The following is a 19,980-nucleotide window of genomic DNA, read 5'->3' as shown; positions in this document are numbered from 1 at the left end:
CGCCAGAAATCGCCATGACTACACGTAGACAGCTTCTAAAATCAATCGGCGTCGCTGGGATTTCTGCCCATCTTGGCGTCCCCGCGGTATCGAGGGCGCAGGCTCCAGTTGTGGAGACCTTGCGCATCATTGTGGGCTTTCCACCGGGCGGAACGAGCGATGGGTTTGCGCGCAGACTCGCTAGCAAGCTTCAAGGCACATACGCCGCCAACGCCTTCGTTGAAAACAAGTCCGGCGCCGGCGGGCAAATTGCAGTCACTGCTTTACGTGACAGTGTTGCAGACGGATCCGTCATGCTGCTGACGCCCGCGGGAATGCTGATCATTTACCCCCACACGTACCCCAAGCTGCCTTACACCATCAACGATGTAATGCCCATTAGCACGGTGAATTACGGTTCCCACGGCTTTGGAGTCGGCCCGCAAGTGCCAGCCTCGGTCAAGACGCTGCACGAATTCCTCGATTGGGCCAAAGCGAATCCGGCGTTGGCCAACTATGGATCGCCGGCCGCCGGTTCGATGCCCCACCTGGTTGCGGCCTTGATGGAAAAGACTTCGGGTATCCCGCTCAAGCACATTCCTTACCGCGGCTCGGCCCCCGGCATTCAAGACCTGCTTGGCGGCCAGGTTGCCGCCTTCTCATCCCCCATGGGCGACTACCTGCCATATCTCGGCAGCGGGCGATTGCGTCTGCTCGCCGTGACTGGTACGACGCGCTCCCGCTTCACGCCGGATGTGCCAACCTACACAGAGCAGGGGTTCCCTGAATTGAACATGCGCGAGTGGACTGGTGTTTTCATGCCCCCGCGCACTCCTGCAGCTGTGGCACAGCGTGCGTCCGCCGCCGTGCGCGCTGCTCTCCTGCAGAAGGACATGATTGACGCTGGATTGCCGTGGGCTTTTGACGTCGTCGGCTCATCCAGCCCAGAGGAGTTCGCACGCGTCCTGAAGGCTGACCACGATCGCTGGGGCCCGTATGTGCATCGTGTCGGTTTTACGGCCGAATCCTAATGGGCGCTGACGGGGCGGACAGTCTCTGTCCGCTTCGTCAAGGCAATGAAGAAAACCAATGACAAACACCGCAGTTCATGAAGCAGGGAATTTTCGATTAGCGGCCTGTCGAAACCCATGATGGCCCCAAGTTAAGGTGACTTACCGAATGCCGACCTTGCTTCTGCGCAACATCCACACGTTGGCGACAATGGACGGACAGCGCCGCGAAATTCGCAATGCTGGTATCTTTATCCGGGACGGCTGGATCCAGCAGGTGGCCGAAACCGAGCAACTGCCGCAGACGGCGGATGAGATCGTCGACCTTCGTGGGCATATGGTGCTCCCCGGGCTAATCAATGCCCATCACCATCTGTTCCAAACGCTGGACAGGGCCTGCCAATGCAATGCCGGCTTCGTCGACTGGCTGAGGAAACTCTATCCGCGTTGGAGGCTTTTGCGCCCCCCGATCGTCCAGATGGCAGTGGAAGTCGGACTGACGGAGATGGCCCTTTCAGGGTGCACGACCGTCGCTGACCACAATTATCTCTGGCCCAACGGCTTGACCGCAAAACACCTGGTCGATACAGCGCGGTCGGTCGGGCTGCGCTTTCATCTGGGACATGGCTTTCAGAATATCTCCAACAAGGACGGCGGCTTCGCACCGGATGAACTGGCGGAAAGCAGCGAGGTTGCCCTTTCGCGCTGCGCCCAATCGATCGAAGAGTTTCATGATCCGTCGCGCGGGTCTCATCTGCAGGTCTTCGTCGCGCCAAGCTCGATCAGGTCGGTGACGCCGGATCTTCTGCGCCGGTCTGCGGACCTCGCGCGGTCGATGGATGTCGGCTTTCACATGCATCTGGCCGAGACAGCTGGTGAGACCGTCTTCACGCGCGAGAAATTTGGCCTCAGTCCGGTCGAAGCGGCGCATAGCTTCGGCTGCCTTGAAGGCAAGAGTTGGATTGCCCACGGGGTCCACCTCAGCGATAGCGACCAGCGCCTTCTGGTTCAGACCGGCTGCGGCGTTTGCCACTGTCCATCGTCGAACATGCGTGTCGGCGCGGGTCATGCCCCGATCCGGACGTATAGGAAAGCGGGGGTTAAGGTTGGGCTCGGGGTGGACGGCGCGGCCTCGAATGACGGGGCGAACCTGCTGACCGAGGCCAGACTGGCAATGCTGTTGGCGCGGATTGCTCCTGGTGAGGTTCCGCCGCTCTTTTCTCCTCGCAATGCGCTAGAGGTTGCGACATTGGGCAGTGCGGCGCTTCTTAGGCGCGATGATATTGGCGCAATTGAGGTTGGGCGTGCCGCGGATTTGTTCTCGATCAATCTTTCGCGGCCGGAACTTCTTGGCGCCAATGATGCAATCGCGGCCGCCTTGCTTTGTGCGGTCAATCACGTCGACAACTCATGGGTCCACGGCCGCCAAATTGTGAAGGATAGGGCTTTGGTGAATGGAAATTCGCAAAACCTTGTCGAACGCGTGCAGGATTGGAAAACCGAAGTCGACGCAGCCCTTCTGCTAAGGGAGGTCTGAACAAGTCGCGAATCCGATCCGGAAGTCGGCAATTCATCTGACTAGCGGATGGTTTGCCCCAGCCAGATGTCGAACCAGTCAACTACTTGCCAGGAAAATGACATGTACGTGAGCCTCGAGTCTCTCCTCGACGATGAGCGCCGCGCCGAGTGCCGCGCCAACGATGTAGCCATGGCAATGGGCCGGCCCATCATCGCGAGCCAACCCACCATCTACCCTGTGCAGCGTACAAGCAGGCTGCATCCTGCACGAAGCGAACGTTCCAACGCGGCGCAGGTCGCCACGAATGAACTCAGGTAACCCAAGGAGTGCACCGTGCACGACGACGAAAACGCCATATCGGCCTGGAGGCCGTCGGGGAGGCAACCCGGGTGCGCTACGACGCGGTCTTGCTCAGATACTGGAATGAACCTAATGGCTCCGACAAACGAATTCGAGAATATCAGCCTGGACGGCTTGCCGTTCGATCTTCGCTACAAATTACTGTCGGCATCCATTATTCCACGCCCGATCGCACTTGTATCGACAATCGGCGAGGCGGGTAACGTCAACCTCGCGCCTTTCAGCAGTTTCATGATCGCCTCGGTCGAGGAAGGATTTCTCTGCTTCTCGGTTGGCCCCGATCAGAAGCGTGTCAAGGATACCTTGGTGAATATCCGTCGCACGGAAGAGTTCGTCATCAACTCCGTTTCCGAACCGATGGCGGTTCAGGTCCAGAACTGCGCCGAGGAATATCCGCCTCACGTCAGCGAGGCGAAGGAAGTCGGTTTTGACCTGATCCCCTCCCTCAAGGTTGCACCGCCCAGGGTAGCGATGTCGAACCTGCATTTCGAGTGTCGCTTGCACCAGATCATCCGCTTCGGGGAAAGCCACATGACAATCGGGCGAATCGTGCAGGTCCACGCCCGGGCCGGCCTGGTGCGGAATTACAAGATTGACCCCCGCGAGCTCGCGCCGCTCGGCCGGATCGCGGGGCGCAACTATTGTCAGTTGGGAAATATCGTCAAGGTTTGATCCGACCTTCAACTGTCAACATGGAAAGAACCATCATGGAAAGAACCAACATGGAAAGAACCAACATGGCTGTCGCGAATAATGACGAATCCCCATTTGACTTACTGATCCTTGGTGACGTTGTGACACCGGACAAAGTCCTGAGGGAGGGCTATATTGCCATCCGCGACGACAGGATCGTGGCGGTTGGTTCCGGTGAGCCTCCCGCCGCGAAAACGGTCGAGCGCTATGAAAACAGCTACCTCTTTCCGGGCCTGATCGACGCCCAGATCCATGCCGGCAGTTTCGAAGGCGTCACAGGAATTGAAGACGCAACACGCGCGGCCGCGGCCGGAGGTGTCACCGTCGTCGTGGATATGCCATTCGACAACCCGGATCCTGTCAACACCGTTGCGCGGCTCGAGTCCAAGATAGCCGAGGTCAATCGTCTGGCATGCGTCGACGTCGCGCTTTATGTGACGCTCTCCAAGGAAGCCGACGCGGCCGATGCGATAGAAGGGTTCGCCAAGGCAGGCGCGGCGGGCATCAAGCTGTCGACTTACGAGTACCATCCTGTCCGGTTTCCCCGCTTTTCGACGGCGGAGATGTACGCGGCCTTCGTCGCTGCCCAGAAAGTCGATCTTCCCGTTGGCTTCCACAACGAGGATCAGGAGTTGGTCGACTATTTTACAAGCAAGCAAACGGCCGCCGGCAACAACACTGCTGCAGCTCAACTTCTGGGCCGACCTCCCATTTGCGAGCTTGTCGCGGACGCGCAGATCCTGGAACTGGCCTCGGGCACTGACGCGCGTTGCCATATCGTCCATTCTTCCCTGGCGCGGGGCTGTGACATCGCCCGGCACTACCGCGATGCAGGCAACAAGGTCACTGTCGAATCCTGTGTCCATTACCTCGTTTTCAACAACGACGATGTCCTGAAGCATGGCGCATTCCTGAAACTCAATCCTTCGATCCGGCTGGAAGAAGAGCGTGAAGCCCTGTGGGGCAGCTTGTTCAAGGGCGATATCGATTTTATTTCGACCGATCACGTGTCCTGGCCTGTCGAACGGAAGAGCAATCCTGCGTTTTTCTCCAATGCCTCGGGAATTGCCGGGTTGGAATCGCTGCTGGCCTTGCTGTACACCGGAATGGCACAGCGGGGGGCGCTTGATCCGCTGCTTATCGCCAAACTCACGGCGGAAAACCCAGCCCGACATTTCGGGCTCTATCCGAACCGAGGGCGCATTTCCTCGGGCGCGCTTGCCGATGTCACAGTGTTCCGCCGCGAGAAAAGGTCGATCGATCCTGCCCAGATGAGTTCCAAGTTCAAATTCACGCCCTATGCGGGGATGGAAATGGATGGCTATGTGTCGGCCACCTATCTGCGCGGCAAGAAAGTGTATGAGGACGGAAAAGTGATCGCCACCCCCGGCACTGGCTGCTTTGTAAGACCGGATGCGCCGCAGTCGCGCGAAGTCCTTCGCCCTGAACAAGTCAGTCAGGCTGTTTTGACGTCCCGTTGAGCCTAGGCTGTGCTGCGGAGTACGCCTTTTGGTAGCTTGGTGACATGCGCGAGCCTCACCGTTCCGGCAAGCTGTGCAGCGGATACGTCAAGGCCTCGTGTCCGATTGCGGGGAAATGTTTCAATTCTCGTCAACTCCGGCAAGACCCGAAAACGAAAGGACAGCCCATGCCACTTGCCCCGAGCACCGTCGAACGCATTGCCCGTGCGCGGGGCGATCTGCGCATGGGGGTGCCGGTGGTGCTGACCGAGGCGGGGCGATCCGCGCTTGTCGTGGCGGTGGAGGCACTGGAGGCCGCGCGACTGGCGGACCTGCGGTCGCTTGGGGTGCCCGAGCTGGCAATCTCCCTGCGGCGGGCGGAGACGTTGCAAGCGTGGGCTTACGACGGCGATCTGGCGCGTCTTGAGGTGCCCGAAGCGGCGGGGGTTGACTGGATACGGGCGATCGCCAGCCCGGTGATCGATCTGTGGGTGCCAATGAAGCGACCCTTCCGGTCGTCGCGAGGCGGCCCGGCGGATCTGCACCGCGCGGCCATTGCGCTGGCGAAGTCGGCGCAGTTGCTGCCTGCCGCGCTGCTGGTGGCGGTGCAGGACGGTCGGGCGCTGGCCGCCTTGAACGTGCTGACGCATCTGAGCTTGGCAGAGCTGGCCCCGGAACTACTGCGCGGCTCGCCGCTATACCCAGTGGCCTCGGCCCCAGTGCCTTTGGCCGCCTCACAGGCCGGGCGGGTGCATGTCTTCCGGCCCGAGGATGGCGGGGCCGAGCATTACGCCATCGAGATTGGCCGCCCCGACCGCAGCCAGCCGGTGCTGGCGCGGCTTCACTCGGCCTGTTTTACCGGCGACGTGCTGGGCAGCCTGAAATGCGACTGCGGTCCGCAACTGCGTGCTGCGCTGGCGCAGATGGGGGCCGAGGGCGCGGGTGTGCTGCTCTATCTCAATCAGGAGGGCAGGGGCATCGGCCTTGCCAACAAGCTGCGGGCCTATGCCCTGCAGGATCAGGGCTTCGACACGGTGGAGGCCAATCACCGGCTGGGCTTTGAGGATGACGAGCGAGATTTCCGCATCGGCGCGGATCTTCTCAAGCAGATGGGTTTTTCTGCGGTGAGGCTGATGACCAATAACCCGAACAAGTTGTCGATGATGGCGGCCGTTGGCCTGACCGTGCACGAGAGGGTGCGGCTGCATGTCGGCCTGTCCGAGCAGAACGCGGGCTATCTGGCAACCAAGGCCGCCAAGTCGGGGCATCTCGCATGAGGCGCGGCGGTCTGCTGACCGGGCGATGGAAAGCGCCGTCTGATGTGACCTGCTAACCGGCGTCCCTCACTCCTAAACAAGAGTCCGGCTTGTCGATAGGCATTGGTCTCGGAGTGGGCAAGCAAGTGCCCTGCTGCGCGACATCCCCGAAACATCCTCGCCCAGTTCAGAGCTTGGCTTGTCCTGCGCATCGGGCATGTCCCAATACGTGGTGTAAGTCCACAGCCCGGACAGACGTTCCCACCTAGTGCTGCAGATACTTGTCGGTGAACGAGACCTTGTCGCCGCGACGGAAGTCATCGCGGCTGGGCTATTGTGGGGACGGTTGAACGTTGATGGTGAGCGATTCACTTTAAACCCGATCACTGTCCGCGCCCGGGTCGTGCGTGTTTGATCGCAACGATCTTGCCCGTGCGCATTTGGCCGGTGCGCCAATCCATGAATCGCACCGACTTGCCAAGGTTAAGCTTATTGCGTATCGCGACGATGCGCCGAGGGTCAGCCAGCAATCGGTCAATGATGTTCATCATCACCCCCGTCAGTGCGGGGGATTGCATCACGCCAGCCTGGAAGGCTTAACCCAATTAATGGGTCTCTAGATTAGATCAAGGTGCCGCAGGGCGTCTTGCAAATTGTCGGTCAAATCATCCGAAGTCGAAAGATATCTGAAGTAAGTGTCTACATGCTCGCGCAGAGAAGGATTTATTCGGCGAACATCATCTGCCGCCTTCTCTGCTTCATCCAAGCGTCCAAGTCTGAATAGCACCACCGCCCTTAGGAGTGGCGGCGTGAAATGCTCGGGCACAAAATACTGATTGATGAAGCTGAGTGCCTCTTCGTAGCGGCCCAGCCGATAGGAGTTCAAGAACAATGCCTTGTAGGCCCAGCCCGGGGGATTATGAAGCCTCTTGATTGCCTTCGAGAGGAGTTGGCATCCTTCGTCCCAATCGCCGGCGAGAGCTCGAAAGAAGCCGGTGCTCAATTGGTTGCTGGCTGATCTGGGGTTCTTTTCAAGCAAACGATCACAAATATCGATGACCGCCTTGAAGTCCCGATTATAAAGGTGAAACTGCGCTATCGCGACCTGCGCATAATGGCTATTCCGGTCCAGCTCAAGCGAACGCTGCGCGCAATAATAGACCAGATTTAACCAGTCCTCGTCTCGGTCATAACCAAGGACGTTGCCATAGAATACAGCCTGCGCACGTGCTGCCCATATCATAGGATTGTTAGGGAGCTCTTTGACGCCGATCTCTATATTCTTGCGGGCTACCTGATACGCATGCTCCGTAAGTGTCCGCGCCATATGGCGATGAAAAAGGTTGGTATTCTGTGCGCTCCATCGCTCATGGATTCGGCTTTCCAGCTCCAGACTCATGCGATAGGATAATATGCCGAAGTCGTCCCCAATAATTCCCGCTATGTGGCCTGCGATTTCCTCTTGAGCGCCCAAGACATCAGTCGAGCCGACTTTAACGTCGAATCGATCGGCCCAAATGACGGTCCCCGACATGCGATCATGTAACTGAAATGTGACTCTGATCGCCGAGATCGAGGACGTGACACTCCCGCACAGAACAAATCGGGTGCGCAGATCCAATTCGGTGTCAGAGCTCTGTAGCTGCTGCTCCTCGGCTTCATCTGAGGACGTGGAGACCGTGATGTCGGGGTACCGCGAAAATTCGACAATTAGCTGCTCGGTCATTCCTTCAGAAAAGTTAGGCACCCCGCCATTGATGCTCGACCCCTTGAGCTTCATGATCAAAAGGCGGTTGGGTTCAAAAATACCTGTACGACCGAGGCTCTCTACGTTCTTGGAAGATGCCAGTTGCGGTTTAGACGCAACTCTCTCAAAAATCGGTATGTAACGCCCTTTGGGAACGGATATTCGGATAGTGTCCTCAACTCCCTCGGCTTTATAGTAGGATTCAAGGGCAATGCGCAATCTGCCAGCGTCTAGCCGAACGGCCGGATTGGTGTCTGGATCAAAATTTTCATTCAAGCCGAATGCATTCGTGGCTATTGAATACTGCTTGAGCCGGCTCCCGTTGCCTTGCAGTGTCTCCTCAACTATGTATTGAAGAAATTTTCGCAGCTTTGGCGACGCTGAAAATACATCGCTGTTCACAATGCGTTGCAGCTGCAGCTCCACCTCTTTTTTTGTAACGTCCACGTACACTATCATGCCCCTTTCAAACGGCGTTCTTCTAGGGGGTGTTAACAATCAATCCAGCCAGATGTAAGCGCAAGCCAGGCTCGAAATGCTCGGCGATGGTGCGGTACAGCAGGGTTCGCTCGGGGTGGCGCGGATTGTAAAGCCGGGGTTTGGCGCCCGCTTGCGCACCCGCGTGCGGGCGCGAGTGCTGTTGAACTGGACGTGCGGCGGGCGACATGGGGTGCCAGCGTGGGCTGGGTGCCGATGATACTGTGGCTATATCCAGCTTTGTGCATTTTCGGTGCTGTCAGAGGGTAGACCACTAGCTCGTGAATTGATAGCTGCCTGCGCACATTCCACAGGGTCTATGTAGTTTCCCAAGAGGTTGTTCACCCGAGGTGAAGGAGAGGTTCTGACATCTTCCAAAACCCTTCAGGACTCCCCGGATGAACATCCGCAAGAATGCCTCAATGACGCCCTAAGGTCGAGCCCACCTGGTTCGAGAAATTGATCCAATTGGTCTCAAACTAGCGGCTGCAGCCGCTGGCTTGAGTACCCGCACGGCGGCCAAGTGGCGTCGTCGCTTTGCGCTGCACCGCGCTGGCGCACTGGCCGACCACAGCTCACGCCCGAAGCGCAGCCCCGCTCGCTGTTGCCCCAGCAAGCCCCCAACCTCGGACGCCCGCGCCAGCGAGCTGGCCCCGTGGATGCATCACTACAACTTCCATCGGCCCCACTCAGCTACTTCCGCCCTCCGGCTTCTCGCCTCGGATTTGATGGGAACAACGTCGTGAGAAGCTACATCTAGAGCCCGACTTTGGTGACTTCTCAAACAAGTCTCACGGAGTAGGGTCTCGGCGCAATACGGTATGAAACTGATCTGCGGGTGTAGCTAGCGCTAATCTGCACGCAGGCGTCGGTCACATGCTCAGGCACCGCACCAGTTTGAAGAAATTCACCTGGCTGTAGGTCAAGAATGGCCCGGTGTTTCATTAAGGCGAACAGTTTCAATAAACCTTACATGATTCAAAAGAACCTCACACGACAGACGGAATATTCATGAAAGCGTTTTCTCGCGTACTTCTCGGCCTGCTCGCCTTCGGCCTGGCTGGCCACGCTGCCATCGCGCAGGACTGGCCTGCTAAACAGCCCATCCGCATCATCGTGCCGTATCCGCCGGGCGGAAATGCGGACGTCGGCGCGCGGGCGGTGGCTGAAAGCGCCGCCGCCCGCCTGAAACAGGTCATCCTCATTGACAACCGCCCCGGCGCGTCAACCATGATCGGGACGGAAGTGGTCTCGCGAGCTGCACCGGACGGCTACACGATCGGCGTGGTGTCGGATTCGCACGCCATCAACCAGGCGATCTCGACGCAGCCAAAAGCTGCAGAGATTCTGGGTGCCAAGGTCCCCTACGATGCAGTCCGCAACTTCGTCCCCGTCGCCGGCCTCGTCGACGTGCCCTTGGTCCTGGCCGTGCATCCGGCAGTCCCGGCCCGCACGCTGAAGGACTTCATCCGGCTGACGCAAGATCGCAAGTCGGGGGAGGGCGTCAACTTCGGCTCGCTGGGCCCAGGCAGTGCCTGGTCAGTGCAGATGTACCAGCTTGCGAAGCTGACGCAGGCCAAGTATGTCGATGTCCCCTACAAGGGCCTCGCGCCGGCGGCGACCGACCTGATCTCCGGCCACATCCAGGCCATGATCCTTCCGGTGCACTACGCGCAACAGTACGTGAAGAGCGGCAAGATCGTCGCGATCGCCACGCTAAGCGAGCGTCGCCACCCGCTGCTGCCCGAAACGCCAAGCCTGGCGGAAAGCGGCTTCCCTGGCCAGAACTTCACCAACACGATCTGGTTCATCGCGCCGGCGGGCACGCCGCCCGCTATCGTCGATCGCATCAGCCGCGAGTTCAACACTGCACTCGCAGAGCCCGGCATGAAGGAAAAGCTGGCGACTTCGGGTGATCCTTACCCCGCCACGCCGGCGGAGCTCTCGCGACGGCTGCGATCCGACATCGATTCGTACGGGTCGACGATCAAGGACGTCCTGAAGTAGACGGCTGCCTAAGTTTGCAAGACGTTTTCCTTGAGAGGAATACCGCATGAACTCCCAACATGATTCCACCGTTGGCGACCTGATCGCACTCGAGCATGACCGTTGCTCGGCAATGGTTGCGGCCAACCGTGGCCGGCTGCAGCAGTTGCTTCGCCGGGATCTCTTCCACGTCCATAGGATAGCTTCTGAATGAACGACCACATCAAGTTCCTCCTGAATGGCGAGCTTGTCACGCTCGGCGGCTTCGATCCCGGCCTGACGGTGCTGAGGTATCTGCGCGAGCAGGCAAAGCTCAAGGGCACGAAGGAGGGATGCGCCGAAGGCGACTGCGGAGCCTGTACCGCCGTCAGCGCAACACTCGAAAATGACGTCGTCGTTTATAAGGCTTTCAACACCTGCATCCAGTTCATGGGATCGATGCACGGCAAGGCTCTGTTTACCATCGAGGGCATCTCGACCCCCGCGCAGCCGCATCCGGTCCAGAAGGCTATGGTGGAATGTCACGGCTCGCAGTGCGGCTTCTGCACTCCCGGTTTTGTGATGAGTCTGTTTGGTGGCTATTGCAACGGCGCGGGCGGGGATCGGAAGAGCGTCGACGACCTCCTTGCCGGCAATCTGTGCAGATGTACCGGGTACCGTCCGATCGTCGACGCGGCGGCGAGCGCGCTGTCGCTTGCCAAGCCGGTCGACTTTGACGGCAATCGCGACGCCCTGGCGGCTGCGCTGGCGGAAATCAGCGCACCTGGGGCTGTCAGGATCGAAAGCGAGGCAGGCGAGTTCTTCCTGCCTGCGACCACAGACGAGCTGGCGGACATTCTCGCGAAGACCCCGAAGGCGCGCATTGTTGCAGGCGGCACAGATCTTGGTCTGCATGTGACCAAGCGGCACATTCAATTCGAAGCCCTTGTGTCCGTTGCCGCGATTGCTGAAATGAACGCGGTGGTCGCCGAAGCCGGTGGCCTGCGGATTGGCGCGGCCGTAACCTATGAAACGGCCTGGCCGCATCTGGAGAAGCTCTATCCCGATATGGGCGAGCTGATACGCCGCATCGGCAGCGTTCAGGTCAGATCGTCAGGAACCATCGGTGGCAATATCGGAAACGGTTCGCCGATTGCCGATTCTTCGCCGGTGCTGATTGCGGCCGGTGCAACCTTGACGCTGCGCAAAGGCGCAGAGCGCAGAACGGTTCCTTTGGAGGACTACTTCATCGAGTATGGCCGGCAGGATCTGCGTCCGTGCGAGTTCATCGAAGAGATCTTTGTGCCGCGTCCCGCAGCCGGGGCCGTGCTCAAGGCCTACAAGGTATCGAAGCGCTTCGATCAGGACATCTCGGCGGTTTGTGGCATCTTCAACCTGTCCTTCGCCGAACGCGATGGGGTGACCAGGGTGGCCAGCGCGCGAATCGCATTCGGTGGCATGGCTGGCACCCCGCTGCGGGCGACAGCCTGCGAGGCCTTCCTGATCGGCAAGCCCTGGACGGAGGAAACGGTCGCGGATGCAAAGGCGATCCTCGACCGCACCTATGAGCCGATCAGCGATGCTCGCGCCAGCGCAGGCTATCGACGCTTGATCGCAAGTAACCTTCTGACGAAGTATTTCCTGGAAACCACCGCATCAAAAGAGTTCCGTCTTGCCGGAAGACTTGAGGAGTTCACGTCATGGACGCAATGAATCGCGAGCAACGGCCGATCATCGGCGACAGCAAATATCACCAGAGTGCCTGGGGTCAGGTCACAGGCATCGCTGAATATGTAGACGACATGCGTGAGCCCCAGGGCTTGCTGAATATCTACATCGCCTACTCGCCGCATGCGCATGCCCGTATCCTTTCGATGGACCTTTCTGCCGTCGCAGCCTACGATGGCATCGCGACGGTGGTGAGCGCGCAAGACATTATCGGCCACAATGACATCAGCTGCATTCATCGCGACGATGAGCCGGTTCTGGCGCATGATCTTGTGCAATACGTCGGTCAGCCGATTTTCGCCGTGGCGGCGGAGTCTGTCGATGCGGCCCGGCGGGCCGCGAAGCTGGCAAAGATCGAGTACGAAATCCTCAAGCCGATCCTGACCATCGAGGAGGCGATGGCCGCGAATAACTTCGTGCTGCCACCCAAGATGGCGCGGCGCGGTAATCCCGAGAAAGTTCTCAACACGGCAACCCACAGGCTGCAGGGCGAATTGCTGGTCGGCGGTCAGGACCATTTCTATCTCGAAAGCCAGATTTCAATGGCGTGGCCCCTGGATGATGGCGGCATGAAAGTGTTCTCCGCGACGCAAAATCCCAGCGAAGTGCAATACCATTGCGCTCAGGTGCTCGGGCTTGCGAACAATGCGGTCGAGGTGGTGGTTCGCCGCATGGGGGGTGGTTTCGGCGGCAAGGAAACGCAGCCGGCACAGTATGCTGCGATTGCCTGCCTTGTGGCACACAAGTCCGGCAGACCGGCAAAAGTGCGCCTTGATCGCGACGACGACATGGTGATGACCGGCAAGCGGCACGACTTCAAGATCGAGTATGACGTCGGCTTTGACGATACCGGCCGGATCCAGGCGATCTCATTTGTCCAGAAAGTGAAATGCGGCTTCGCAGCAGATCTGTCCGGCGCTGTGGCGGACCGGGGGATCATGCATGCGGACAACGCCTACTTTCTAGAGCATGTCGAGATCCACTCCTATCGCTGCAAGACCAACACGGTGTCCAACACCGCATTCCGTGGCTTCGGCGTTCCGCAGGGCGTCATCGGAATCGAGCGGGCGCTGCTGGACATCGCGCATCATCTGGGCCTAGACCCGCTGGAGGTGCGCAAGGCCAATCTCTATCACGAAGCCGGGCGGGATATCACGCACTACGGCCAACGCGTGACCAATCTGATCATCGGCGATGTGATGGACAAGTTGGTTGAGGATTCCTCCTACCACCAAAGACGCGAAAACATTGCGGAGTACAACCAGAACAGCAAAGTGTTCAAGCGCGGCATCGCAGTGGTTCCCTGCATGATGGGCATCTGCTTTACGCGTGACCACCTGAACCAGGCTGGTGCTCTGATCCATATTTATAAGGATGGCAGCGTCGCGGTCAATCACGGCGGCACCGAGATGGGCCAGGGCCTGCATGTCAAGATTGCGCAGATTGCTGCGAATGAACTCGGCGTGAAATTTGAGCGGGTTATCGTCGCAGCCACGACCACCGACAAGGTGCCGAATAGCTCGCCTACGGCCTCTTCGGCGGGCATCGACCTGAACGGGATGGCCGTTATCGATGCAGTGCGCACCCTCAAGGATCGGCTGACAAATTTTGCCGCGGCCCATTACAACGTGGACGCCGAGACAGTGTCCTTCGACAACGGTCTTGTCCACGTCGGTCCGCAGATCGTCACTTTTGATGAGCTTGTCATGAAGGCCTACCTGGCGCGGGTGTCATTGTCCGCAACCGGCTATTTCAAGACGCCGCATGTCTACTTTGACGACCAGAACTTTGTCGGCGAGCCGTTCCTCTACTTCTGCTTCGGTGCGGCTGTTTCGGAAGTTGTCATCGATACGCTGACCGGAGAGTACCGCGTCGAGCAGGTGGACATCCTCCATGACGTCGGCACCTCGCTGAACGTGGCGATTGACATCGGTCAGATCGAAGGCGGTTTCATTCAGGGAATGGGGTGGTTGACCACCGAGGAACTCTGGTGGAATACCAAGGGCGAGCTGAAAACCCATGCGCCCTCCACCTACAAGATTCCCGCCTCGTCCGACGTCCCGCCAGTCTTCAACGTCAGCCTCGTGGACAACAAGTCTTTCCGGGCCGAGACGCCGTATTGGTCGAAAGCGGTCGGCGAACCGCCTTTGATCCTGGCGGTATCGGTCCATCAGGCTTTGATCGAGGCGGTGACGGCCGCGAGGAAGTCAGGCGACAGGGCAGGCTTGGACGCTCCGGCGACGCCTGAACGCGTGTTGATGGCGACGGTAGCGAGGAAGTCAGGCGACAGGGCAGGCTTGGACGCTCCGGCGACGCCTGAACGCGCGTTGATGGCGACGGTCTGACCGCCGTTGCTCGCAAGCAGAGATTGCGCGGCATCCGGTCAATCCTGCTTTGGTTTGCCGCGCACTGTCCTGAAACCTCGGGACAGTGCGCACGCCCGACCGGGAACGCGGTCAGGTAAACACCAAAAAAAAAAAGACTTTCACAACGTGAGCCCAGGGTTCCAAATTGCAGAGAAACAAGATGAAGACGATTGAAATTACCACCGGAATGAATGGCATGGATGCCTGGGAAACGATCTACCGCGAGCGCGTGACGCTGCGGCTGGGCGAGTCCGCGACAGCCGCGATCAAGGCCGCGCACAAGACGGTGAAGGATCTCATGGCCAAAGGCGGACCGGCCTATGGCATCAACACCGGCTTCGGCCGCTTGTCTGACACAGTCATCGACGAGAAGGACATCGGCCTGCTGCAGAGAAATGTTGTGCTGACGAACGCGATTGGCTCGGGGGTTCCCTTGACGGCAGCGGAGACCCGTCTTGCCCTGGCGATGAAGATCGCATCGCTGGCGCAGGGCAACTCGGGCGTCCGTCTGGAGTTGGTGCAATTGATGGTTGCTATGTTCAACCACGATCTCTTGCCGGTTATTCCCTGCCAGGGCTCGGTCGGTGCCTCGGGCGACCTGACGCCGCTTGCGCATATCGCATTGACGATGATTGGCCTGGGCTCGGTCCGGCTCGACGGCAAGCTTGTTCCGGCAGCCGAGGCTCTGGCCGCAAAGAACCTCAAGCCGGTTGTGCTTCAGCCGAAGGAGGGCCTTGCGCTCCTGAACGGCACACAAATCTCCACGGCACTTGCCTTGACCGGGGCGTTCGAAGCGCGTCAGGCGTTTGACAGCGCCGTGATCATCGGCGCTCTGACGACCGAAGGTGTGATTGGCTCCGTCGCGCCCTTCGAGGACCGGATTCATCAGGTCCGTCGCCAGACCGGCCAGATCGAAGTGGCACGCAGGCTGCGCGAGCTGACCAAGGGAAGCCAGTTCCGCGAGAAATCGATCAAGGAGGGCAGGATGCAGGACCCCTATTGCATCCGTTGCCAACCCCAGGTCTATGGCGCTTGTCTGGATCTGTTGAACTTCGTGGACACCACGCTGGAACGCGAAGCGGATGCGGTTACAGACAACCCCATCGTGTTCCCTGAAACCAATGACGTCGTTTCCGGTGGCAACTTCCACGCGGAACCGGTGGCCTTTGCTGCGGATATCACGGCGCTCGCCATTTGCGAACTGGGCTCGCTCTCGGAACGTCGCCTGGCGCTGATGACAGATACGAGCCTGTCGGGCCTGCCGTCCTTCCTGACCAGCAATCCGGGACTGAACTCGGGCTTCATGAGTGCACAGATCAGCGCAGCCGCAATGGTTGCCGAGAACCGGCAGAAGTCGCATCCGGCCTCTGTCGACAGCGTGCCGACCGTGGTGAACTATGAAGATCACGTGTCCATGGCAACCCACGGCGCCCGCCGTCTGGTCGCCATGGTTGAAACCCTGAACAACATTCTTGCGATTGAACTTCTGGCGGCTGTCGAAGCCTGCGATTTCCAGGGGCTGGAACTGTCGTCGCCGCTCAAAGAGATCAAGGACCTGGTCCGCAGCCAGGTTGAGCGGATGAACATCGACAGGGAATTTGGTCCCGCCTTTGAAGCGGCCAGAATCATGGTCAAGTCGGGGCAGCTTGTTGCCATCGCTGCGGGGGCCTGGCGCAACGCTGATGGCGCGCGATCCAACGCGTGACCCGACGCGCCAGACAAAGCAGATGAGCAGCCCGATCTCCGCCCTCGCCGGGCGGAGATCCTTTGTTTGGCTCGATGCTGAACGGGAAAGAAACCGTCTTCCCTCAGCCGTCCGCTGCGCCAGACTGTCTCCAAAACGCGGAGTTTCCGATGACTGTGACCTTTTTGGATGACCTGCGCAGCGCTCTGGGCCCCGGAGCGCTGCTGACGGATCCCGCCGATTGCGCGCGCTATCTGACCGACTGGACTGGGGCTTATACCGGCACCGCGCTGGCCGTGGTACGCCCCGCCTCGACCGAGGCCGTGGCCGAGACTTTGCGTCTCTGCGCGGCGGCGGGCGTGGCGATCACCCCGCAGGGAGGCAACACCGGCCTCGCCGGCGGCGGCGTGCCGCTGGGGGATCGGCCGCAAATCCTGCTGTCTCTGGACCGGATGAAGCGCATCCGCCAGATCGACCCCGCCGCGCGCACGGCCACGGTCGAGGCCGGATGCGTGTTGCAACAGCTTCAGGAAGCCGTCGCGGCCGAAGGCTTGGTCTTCCCGCTGATGTTCGGCGCGCGCGGCAGCTGCACCATCGGGGGCAACCTTTCAACCAATGCCGGCGGCTCGAACGTGCTGCGCTACGGCAATACCCGTGCCCTCTGCCTCGGGATCGAGGCGGTGATGGCAGATGGCAGTGTGGTCAGCGACTTGTCGGGCCTGCGCAAGGACAACACGGGCTATGACCTGCGCGACCTGATGATCGGTGCCGAAGGAACGCTCGGCATCATCACCGCAGCCTGCCTGCGGCTCTACCCCGTGCCAGTGGTCCGGACAACCGCCTTCCTCGCGCTGCGGGACGTGGCCTCGGCCCTGAACGTGCTGAACCGGCTGCAGGATGCTTCGGGCGGTTTGGTCGAGGCCTTTGAATACATGCCTGCCCCGATGATGCGTCTGATCACGGGTTATCACGGCAAGCGCGCTCCTATGACACAGGCACCCGAGACCGGGCTCCTGCTCGAACTTGCCTCGACCCGCGCCGACGATGCCGCGCCGGATGCGGACGGAACGCCAAAGCTGCAGGCGCTGGTGATAGAGGTCTTAGACGGGCTGATGGAAGACGCGCTGGTCGAGGACGCGGTTGTCGCTACGTCTGAAGCGCAGCGCGATGCCCTCTGGGAACTCCGCGAAGGCGCCGCCGAGGCTGTCTTTGCCCTCAAAGAGGCTTACATGTTCGACATTTCCCTGCCTTTGGCCGCGGTGCCAGGCTTTGTCGCAGAGACGGATGCGGGCTCCCGCGCGCTTGGGTTCGAGGTCTATACCGTCGCGCATCTGGGCGACGGCAATTTGCATTGCACGCTGGCCACGGGTGAAGAGCAGGATTGGGCCAAGCTGCCGGTCGAAACGCAGGTGGCGAGTATTCTCGACCGCGTGGCGGCCTTGGGCGGGTCCTTCAGTGCCGAGCATGGCATTGGTCAGTCGAAGCTCGCCTACATGCACCGCTACCGCGCCGCTCCGCGTCTGGCGGCGATGCGCGCAATCCGTCAGGCGCTCGACCCCGCTGGCCTTATGAACCCTGGGAAGACGATACCGGATCTATAGCACCCTACGTCAAGACAAATAAGAACGATGCGGCTGACGCTGAGGCCATTTGCGAGGCGGTGGGGCGCCCCAATATGCGCTTCGTGCCGGTCAAGAATGTCGAACAGCAAGCGGTGCTCGCCCTGCATCGCGTACGCCAAGCCTTCGTCAGGGCGCGCACGGCCCAAGCCAACCAGATCCGTGGACTGCTCGGCGAGTTTGGCATCGTCATCCCGCAGGGCATCGGATACATCGCCAACCGTGTTCCTGAACTGATCGAAGATGGCGCCAACTACCTCCGTGGCGCGTTTCGACTGCTGGTGCAACGGTTGCTCGATCACCTCAAGGACCTGGACCGCCAAGTCGAAGAACTCGAAGCAAAGATTCATGCATGGCACCGAGGCAGTGAGCTCAGTCGCAAACTCGCCGAAGTTCCGGGCATCGGGCCGATCACGGCCAGCGCACTGGTCGCCTCGATCGGAGATGCGAAGAACTTTGACAGCGGTCGTCAGGTGGCAGCGTGGCTTGGCCTCGTGCCGAAGCAGCACTCTTCGGGCGGCAAGGCCGGCCTACTGGGGATGAGTAAGCGGGGCGACACCTACCTTCGAACGCTTCTGATACACGGCGCGCGCTCGGTGATCTACCGAGTCGGCCAGAAGACTGAGGCATGTGGCTGGATCGCCGGCGTGGTCAAACAGCGCAACAAGAACATAGCGGCAGTCGCGCTGGCGAACAAGAATGCTCGGATCGTCTGGGCTCTGCTAGCGCACGGTCGCAACTTTGACGCAGGCTACGTCCGCCAGGCAACGACCGTTTGACTATCTGAAAAGCAACGAGATCAGGGAGAACGAACCACCGATTGCTCAGGCGATCATGAAGTGATGGCAAGACAGGTTGGACCGTGACTGGCAAAGCCCGCACCGCGCGTAGCACCTCGAGTGCGTGTAAGCGATGGAGAAGCCAGTCAGCAACTCCCATCAGGGACAGCAGAGCCAAAAAGCACTGAAACAAAGTCCGGATGTACGGGTGCAATCTTTACCTTCGAACCGTTACGAACTGAGAGCGTGGCATAGGGGGCGTCCATGTACGCGCGGTGATCCCGTCTTGACGACGGTCCTTCGATCAGCGCACTGCGGTTGGCTGCCAGCGGTGCGGCAGCAACTCTCCGACGCGGCTGGCCGGCTGCGTGGGCAGGCGCTCAAGAATGTCGCTGAGGTACGCGTGCGGCTCGTGTCCATTGAGCTTCGCCGACTGGATCAAGCTCATGATGGCTGCAGCGCGCTGGCCCGCCCTTAGCGATCCCGCGAACAGCCAGTTGGATCGTCCGATGGCGATCGGGCGGATCTGGTTCTCCACCCAGTAGTTGTCCGCCGGCAGATCCCCGTTGTCGATGTAGCGCGTGAGCGCGTGCCAGCGCTTCAGGCTGTAGTCGATTGCCCTGGCCGTTATCGAGCCATCCGGTACTCTTTGCCGTTGCCCGGCGAGCCATTGCTGGAGGGCATCAGCCACCTTGCGCGACCTCTCCTGGCGTATTCGCCTTCGCTCCTCAGGGATCAATTCGGCGACCTCGCGTTCGACGGCGTAGTGCTCGCCGACCAGGCTGCCGTGATTGGCCCAGAGTTCGTGGAACTTGCGTAGTAGCGGCCATCGAACTCGACTTGGTAGTCGATGTTCACCTTGGCGCTTCTCCATAGCCAAACCTCGAAGCGCGTGGCCGGCAGCGGGCGCAGAGCTGGCGCATCCAGCATCTCAAAGGCACTGCGCTGACGACCCGGCAGCCTCTTGAACGGGCGCTGGTTCAGATCGACCAGCAGCTCGGCGATCGCGCGGTCGAGTTCGCCCAGGTTGAAGCGCCGATTGCCCAGGCGCGCAAGAATCCATTTTCGACCACGAGCTCCCCGTTCTCTACCTTCGGCATCTCGATTCGACGCAGCAGGGTCAATCGGGCATTCTTATGAATGTTCTCTGGTTGGGTGCTCTCGAGAAAACAGGGGGTGCGGCGATTCCAGTCTCTTAAACTCAACTCGGATGAACAGATACAGCCTATTGGGCCCTCACACCTAGCCCTTCCTTGCTCGGCCCGGGGGAATCGGTTGAGCCGTCGACCAACTGCGCACCCGCGTTGCCATCCTCGTGAGCGTCTACGAACCAGCAGC

The 19,980-nt window shown here is 60.0% G+C and carries 14 protein-coding genes and 4 pseudogenes; 14 read left to right on the top strand and 4 right to left on the bottom strand.

The window, feature by feature from the left end:
* The first annotated feature begins 14 nt into the window (after positions 1-14).
* The 6 genes from BLR24_RS06735 (at position 15) to ribA (ending at position 6,298) form a co-directional block, all read left to right on the top strand.
* Complete coding sequence (locus BLR24_RS06735; protein WP_093014452.1) at positions 15-1,010, top strand: tripartite tricarboxylate transporter substrate-binding protein; 996 nt, start codon at positions 15-17, stop codon at positions 1,008-1,010.
* 148 nt (positions 1,011-1,158) lie between these two features.
* The gene (locus BLR24_RS06730) at positions 1,159-2,526 is read left to right on the top strand and encodes an amidohydrolase family protein (RefSeq protein WP_093014449.1); all 1,368 of its coding nucleotides are present in this window, start codon (positions 1,159-1,161) and stop codon (positions 2,524-2,526) included.
* Between the two features lie 102 nt (positions 2,527-2,628).
* Positions 2,629-2,826 (top strand): hypothetical protein, encoded by a 198-nt coding sequence (locus BLR24_RS06725; protein ID WP_139188732.1) that lies wholly within the window; start codon positions 2,629-2,631, stop codon positions 2,824-2,826.
* A gap of 114 nt (positions 2,827-2,940) precedes the next feature.
* The gene (locus BLR24_RS06720; protein ID WP_175543202.1) at positions 2,941-3,540 is read left to right on the top strand and encodes a flavin reductase family protein; all 600 of its coding nucleotides are present in this window, start codon (positions 2,941-2,943) and stop codon (positions 3,538-3,540) included.
* A gap of 35 nt (positions 3,541-3,575) precedes the next feature.
* A complete protein-coding gene (locus BLR24_RS06715) occupies positions 3,576-5,042 on the top strand; it encodes a dihydroorotase (protein WP_175543201.1) in 1,467 nt (488 codons plus the stop codon).
* A 167-nt stretch (positions 5,043-5,209) separates the two neighbouring features.
* A complete protein-coding gene (gene ribA, locus BLR24_RS06710; RefSeq protein ID WP_093014437.1) occupies positions 5,210-6,298 on the top strand; it encodes a GTP cyclohydrolase II in 1,089 nt (362 codons plus the stop codon).
* 362 nt (positions 6,299-6,660) lie between these two features.
* On the opposite strand, the gene BLR24_RS06705 is transcribed toward ribA, so the two are convergent.
* On the bottom strand, positions 6,661-6,855 hold the full coding sequence (locus tag BLR24_RS06705) for a hypothetical protein (protein ID WP_093014434.1): 195 nt from the start codon (positions 6,853-6,855) through the stop codon (positions 6,661-6,663).
* Positions 6,856-6,893: 38 nt separating this feature from the next.
* Entirely contained in the window at positions 6,894-8,471 is a 1,578-nt protein-coding gene (locus BLR24_RS06700; protein WP_139188731.1) for a hypothetical protein, read from the bottom strand.
* Positions 8,472-8,947: 476 nt separating this feature from the next.
* Here BLR24_RS06700 and BLR24_RS06695 point away from each other — a divergent pair.
* The 8 genes and pseudogenes from BLR24_RS06695 to BLR24_RS06665 form a co-directional block, all read left to right on the top strand.
* Positions 8,948-9,261: pseudogene (locus BLR24_RS06695) on the top strand (leucine zipper domain-containing protein).
* Positions 9,262-9,512: 251 nt separating this feature from the next.
* Positions 9,513-10,508, top strand: coding sequence for a Bug family tripartite tricarboxylate transporter substrate binding protein (locus tag BLR24_RS06690; protein WP_093014429.1), 996 nt, complete (start codon positions 9,513-9,515; stop codon positions 10,506-10,508).
* A 46-nt stretch (positions 10,509-10,554) separates the two neighbouring features.
* Entirely contained in the window at positions 10,555-10,701 is a 147-nt protein-coding gene (locus BLR24_RS30625) for a hypothetical protein (RefSeq protein ID WP_175543200.1), read from the top strand.
* Positions 10,698-12,179 carry a xanthine dehydrogenase small subunit gene (gene xdhA / locus BLR24_RS06685; protein WP_093014426.1) on the top strand — a complete coding sequence of 494 codons (1,482 nt, stop codon included), beginning with the start codon at positions 10,698-10,700 and terminating at the stop codon, positions 12,177-12,179. Before BLR24_RS30625 ends, xdhA begins: the two co-directional genes overlap by 4 nt.
* On the top strand, positions 12,167-14,539 hold the full coding sequence (gene xdhB / locus BLR24_RS06680) for a xanthine dehydrogenase molybdopterin binding subunit (protein ID WP_093014423.1): 2,373 nt from the start codon (positions 12,167-12,169) through the stop codon (positions 14,537-14,539). The genes xdhA and xdhB overlap by 13 nt, the downstream gene beginning before the upstream one ends.
* A 181-nt stretch (positions 14,540-14,720) precedes the next feature.
* Positions 14,721-16,265, top strand: a complete 1,545-nt coding sequence (gene hutH, locus BLR24_RS06675; protein ID WP_093014826.1) for a histidine ammonia-lyase — start codon at positions 14,721-14,723, stop codon at positions 16,263-16,265.
* Positions 16,266-16,414: 149 nt separating this feature from the next.
* Positions 16,415-17,845, top strand: a complete 1,431-nt coding sequence (locus tag BLR24_RS06670; RefSeq protein WP_217636293.1) for an FAD-binding oxidoreductase — start codon at positions 16,415-16,417, stop codon at positions 17,843-17,845.
* Between the two features lie 2 nt (positions 17,846-17,847).
* Positions 17,848-18,642 (top strand): annotated as a pseudogene (locus tag BLR24_RS06665) (IS110 family transposase); the annotation flags it as partial.
* A 304-nt stretch (positions 18,643-18,946) separates the two neighbouring features.
* Here the strand turns inward: BLR24_RS06665 and BLR24_RS06660 are convergent.
* Together BLR24_RS06660 and BLR24_RS30985 are read right to left on the bottom strand one after the other, a co-directional pair.
* Positions 18,947-19,459, bottom strand: a pseudogene (locus tag BLR24_RS06660) (transposase); the annotation flags it as partial.
* Positions 19,456-19,710: pseudogene (locus BLR24_RS30985) on the bottom strand (IS21 family transposase); the annotation flags it as partial. The pseudogenes BLR24_RS06660 and BLR24_RS30985, both read right to left, overlap by 4 nt.
* Positions 19,711-19,980 lie beyond the last annotated feature (270 nt).

It is taken from the genome of Variovorax sp. OV700 (genome assembly GCF_900099805.1).
Classification (GTDB): domain Bacteria; phylum Pseudomonadota; class Gammaproteobacteria; order Burkholderiales; family Burkholderiaceae_C; genus Variovorax.
The sequence above is the reverse complement of the archived record's forward strand: the minus strand, read 5'-3'. Positions and strand labels throughout refer to the sequence as shown.

Coding starts and splice junctions, on each gene's coding strand:
- BLR24_RS06735 (WP_093014452.1), top strand. CDS start 15: ATGACTACACGTAGACAGCTTCTAAAATCAATCGGCGTCGCTGGGATT.
- BLR24_RS06730 (WP_093014449.1), top strand. CDS start 1,159: ATGCCGACCTTGCTTCTGCGCAACATCCACACGTTGGCGACAATGGAC.
- BLR24_RS06725 (WP_139188732.1), top strand. CDS start 2,629: ATGTACGTGAGCCTCGAGTCTCTCCTCGACGATGAGCGCCGCGCCGAG.
- BLR24_RS06720 (WP_175543202.1), top strand. CDS start 2,941: ATGGCTCCGACAAACGAATTCGAGAATATCAGCCTGGACGGCTTGCCG.
- BLR24_RS06715 (WP_175543201.1), top strand. CDS start 3,576: ATGGAAAGAACCAACATGGAAAGAACCAACATGGCTGTCGCGAATAAT.
- ribA (WP_093014437.1), top strand. CDS start 5,210: ATGCCACTTGCCCCGAGCACCGTCGAACGCATTGCCCGTGCGCGGGGC.
- BLR24_RS06705 (WP_093014434.1), bottom strand. CDS start 6,855: ATGCAATCCCCCGCACTGACGGGGGTGATGATGAACATCATTGACCGA.
- BLR24_RS06690 (WP_093014429.1), top strand. CDS start 9,513: ATGAAAGCGTTTTCTCGCGTACTTCTCGGCCTGCTCGCCTTCGGCCTG.
- BLR24_RS30625 (WP_175543200.1), top strand. CDS start 10,555: ATGAACTCCCAACATGATTCCACCGTTGGCGACCTGATCGCACTCGAG.
- xdhA (WP_093014426.1), top strand. CDS start 10,698: ATGAACGACCACATCAAGTTCCTCCTGAATGGCGAGCTTGTCACGCTC.
- xdhB (WP_093014423.1), top strand. CDS start 12,167: ATGGACGCAATGAATCGCGAGCAACGGCCGATCATCGGCGACAGCAAA.
- hutH (WP_093014826.1), top strand. CDS start 14,721: ATGAAGACGATTGAAATTACCACCGGAATGAATGGCATGGATGCCTGG.
- BLR24_RS06670 (WP_217636293.1), top strand. CDS start 16,415: ATGACTGTGACCTTTTTGGATGACCTGCGCAGCGCTCTGGGCCCCGGA.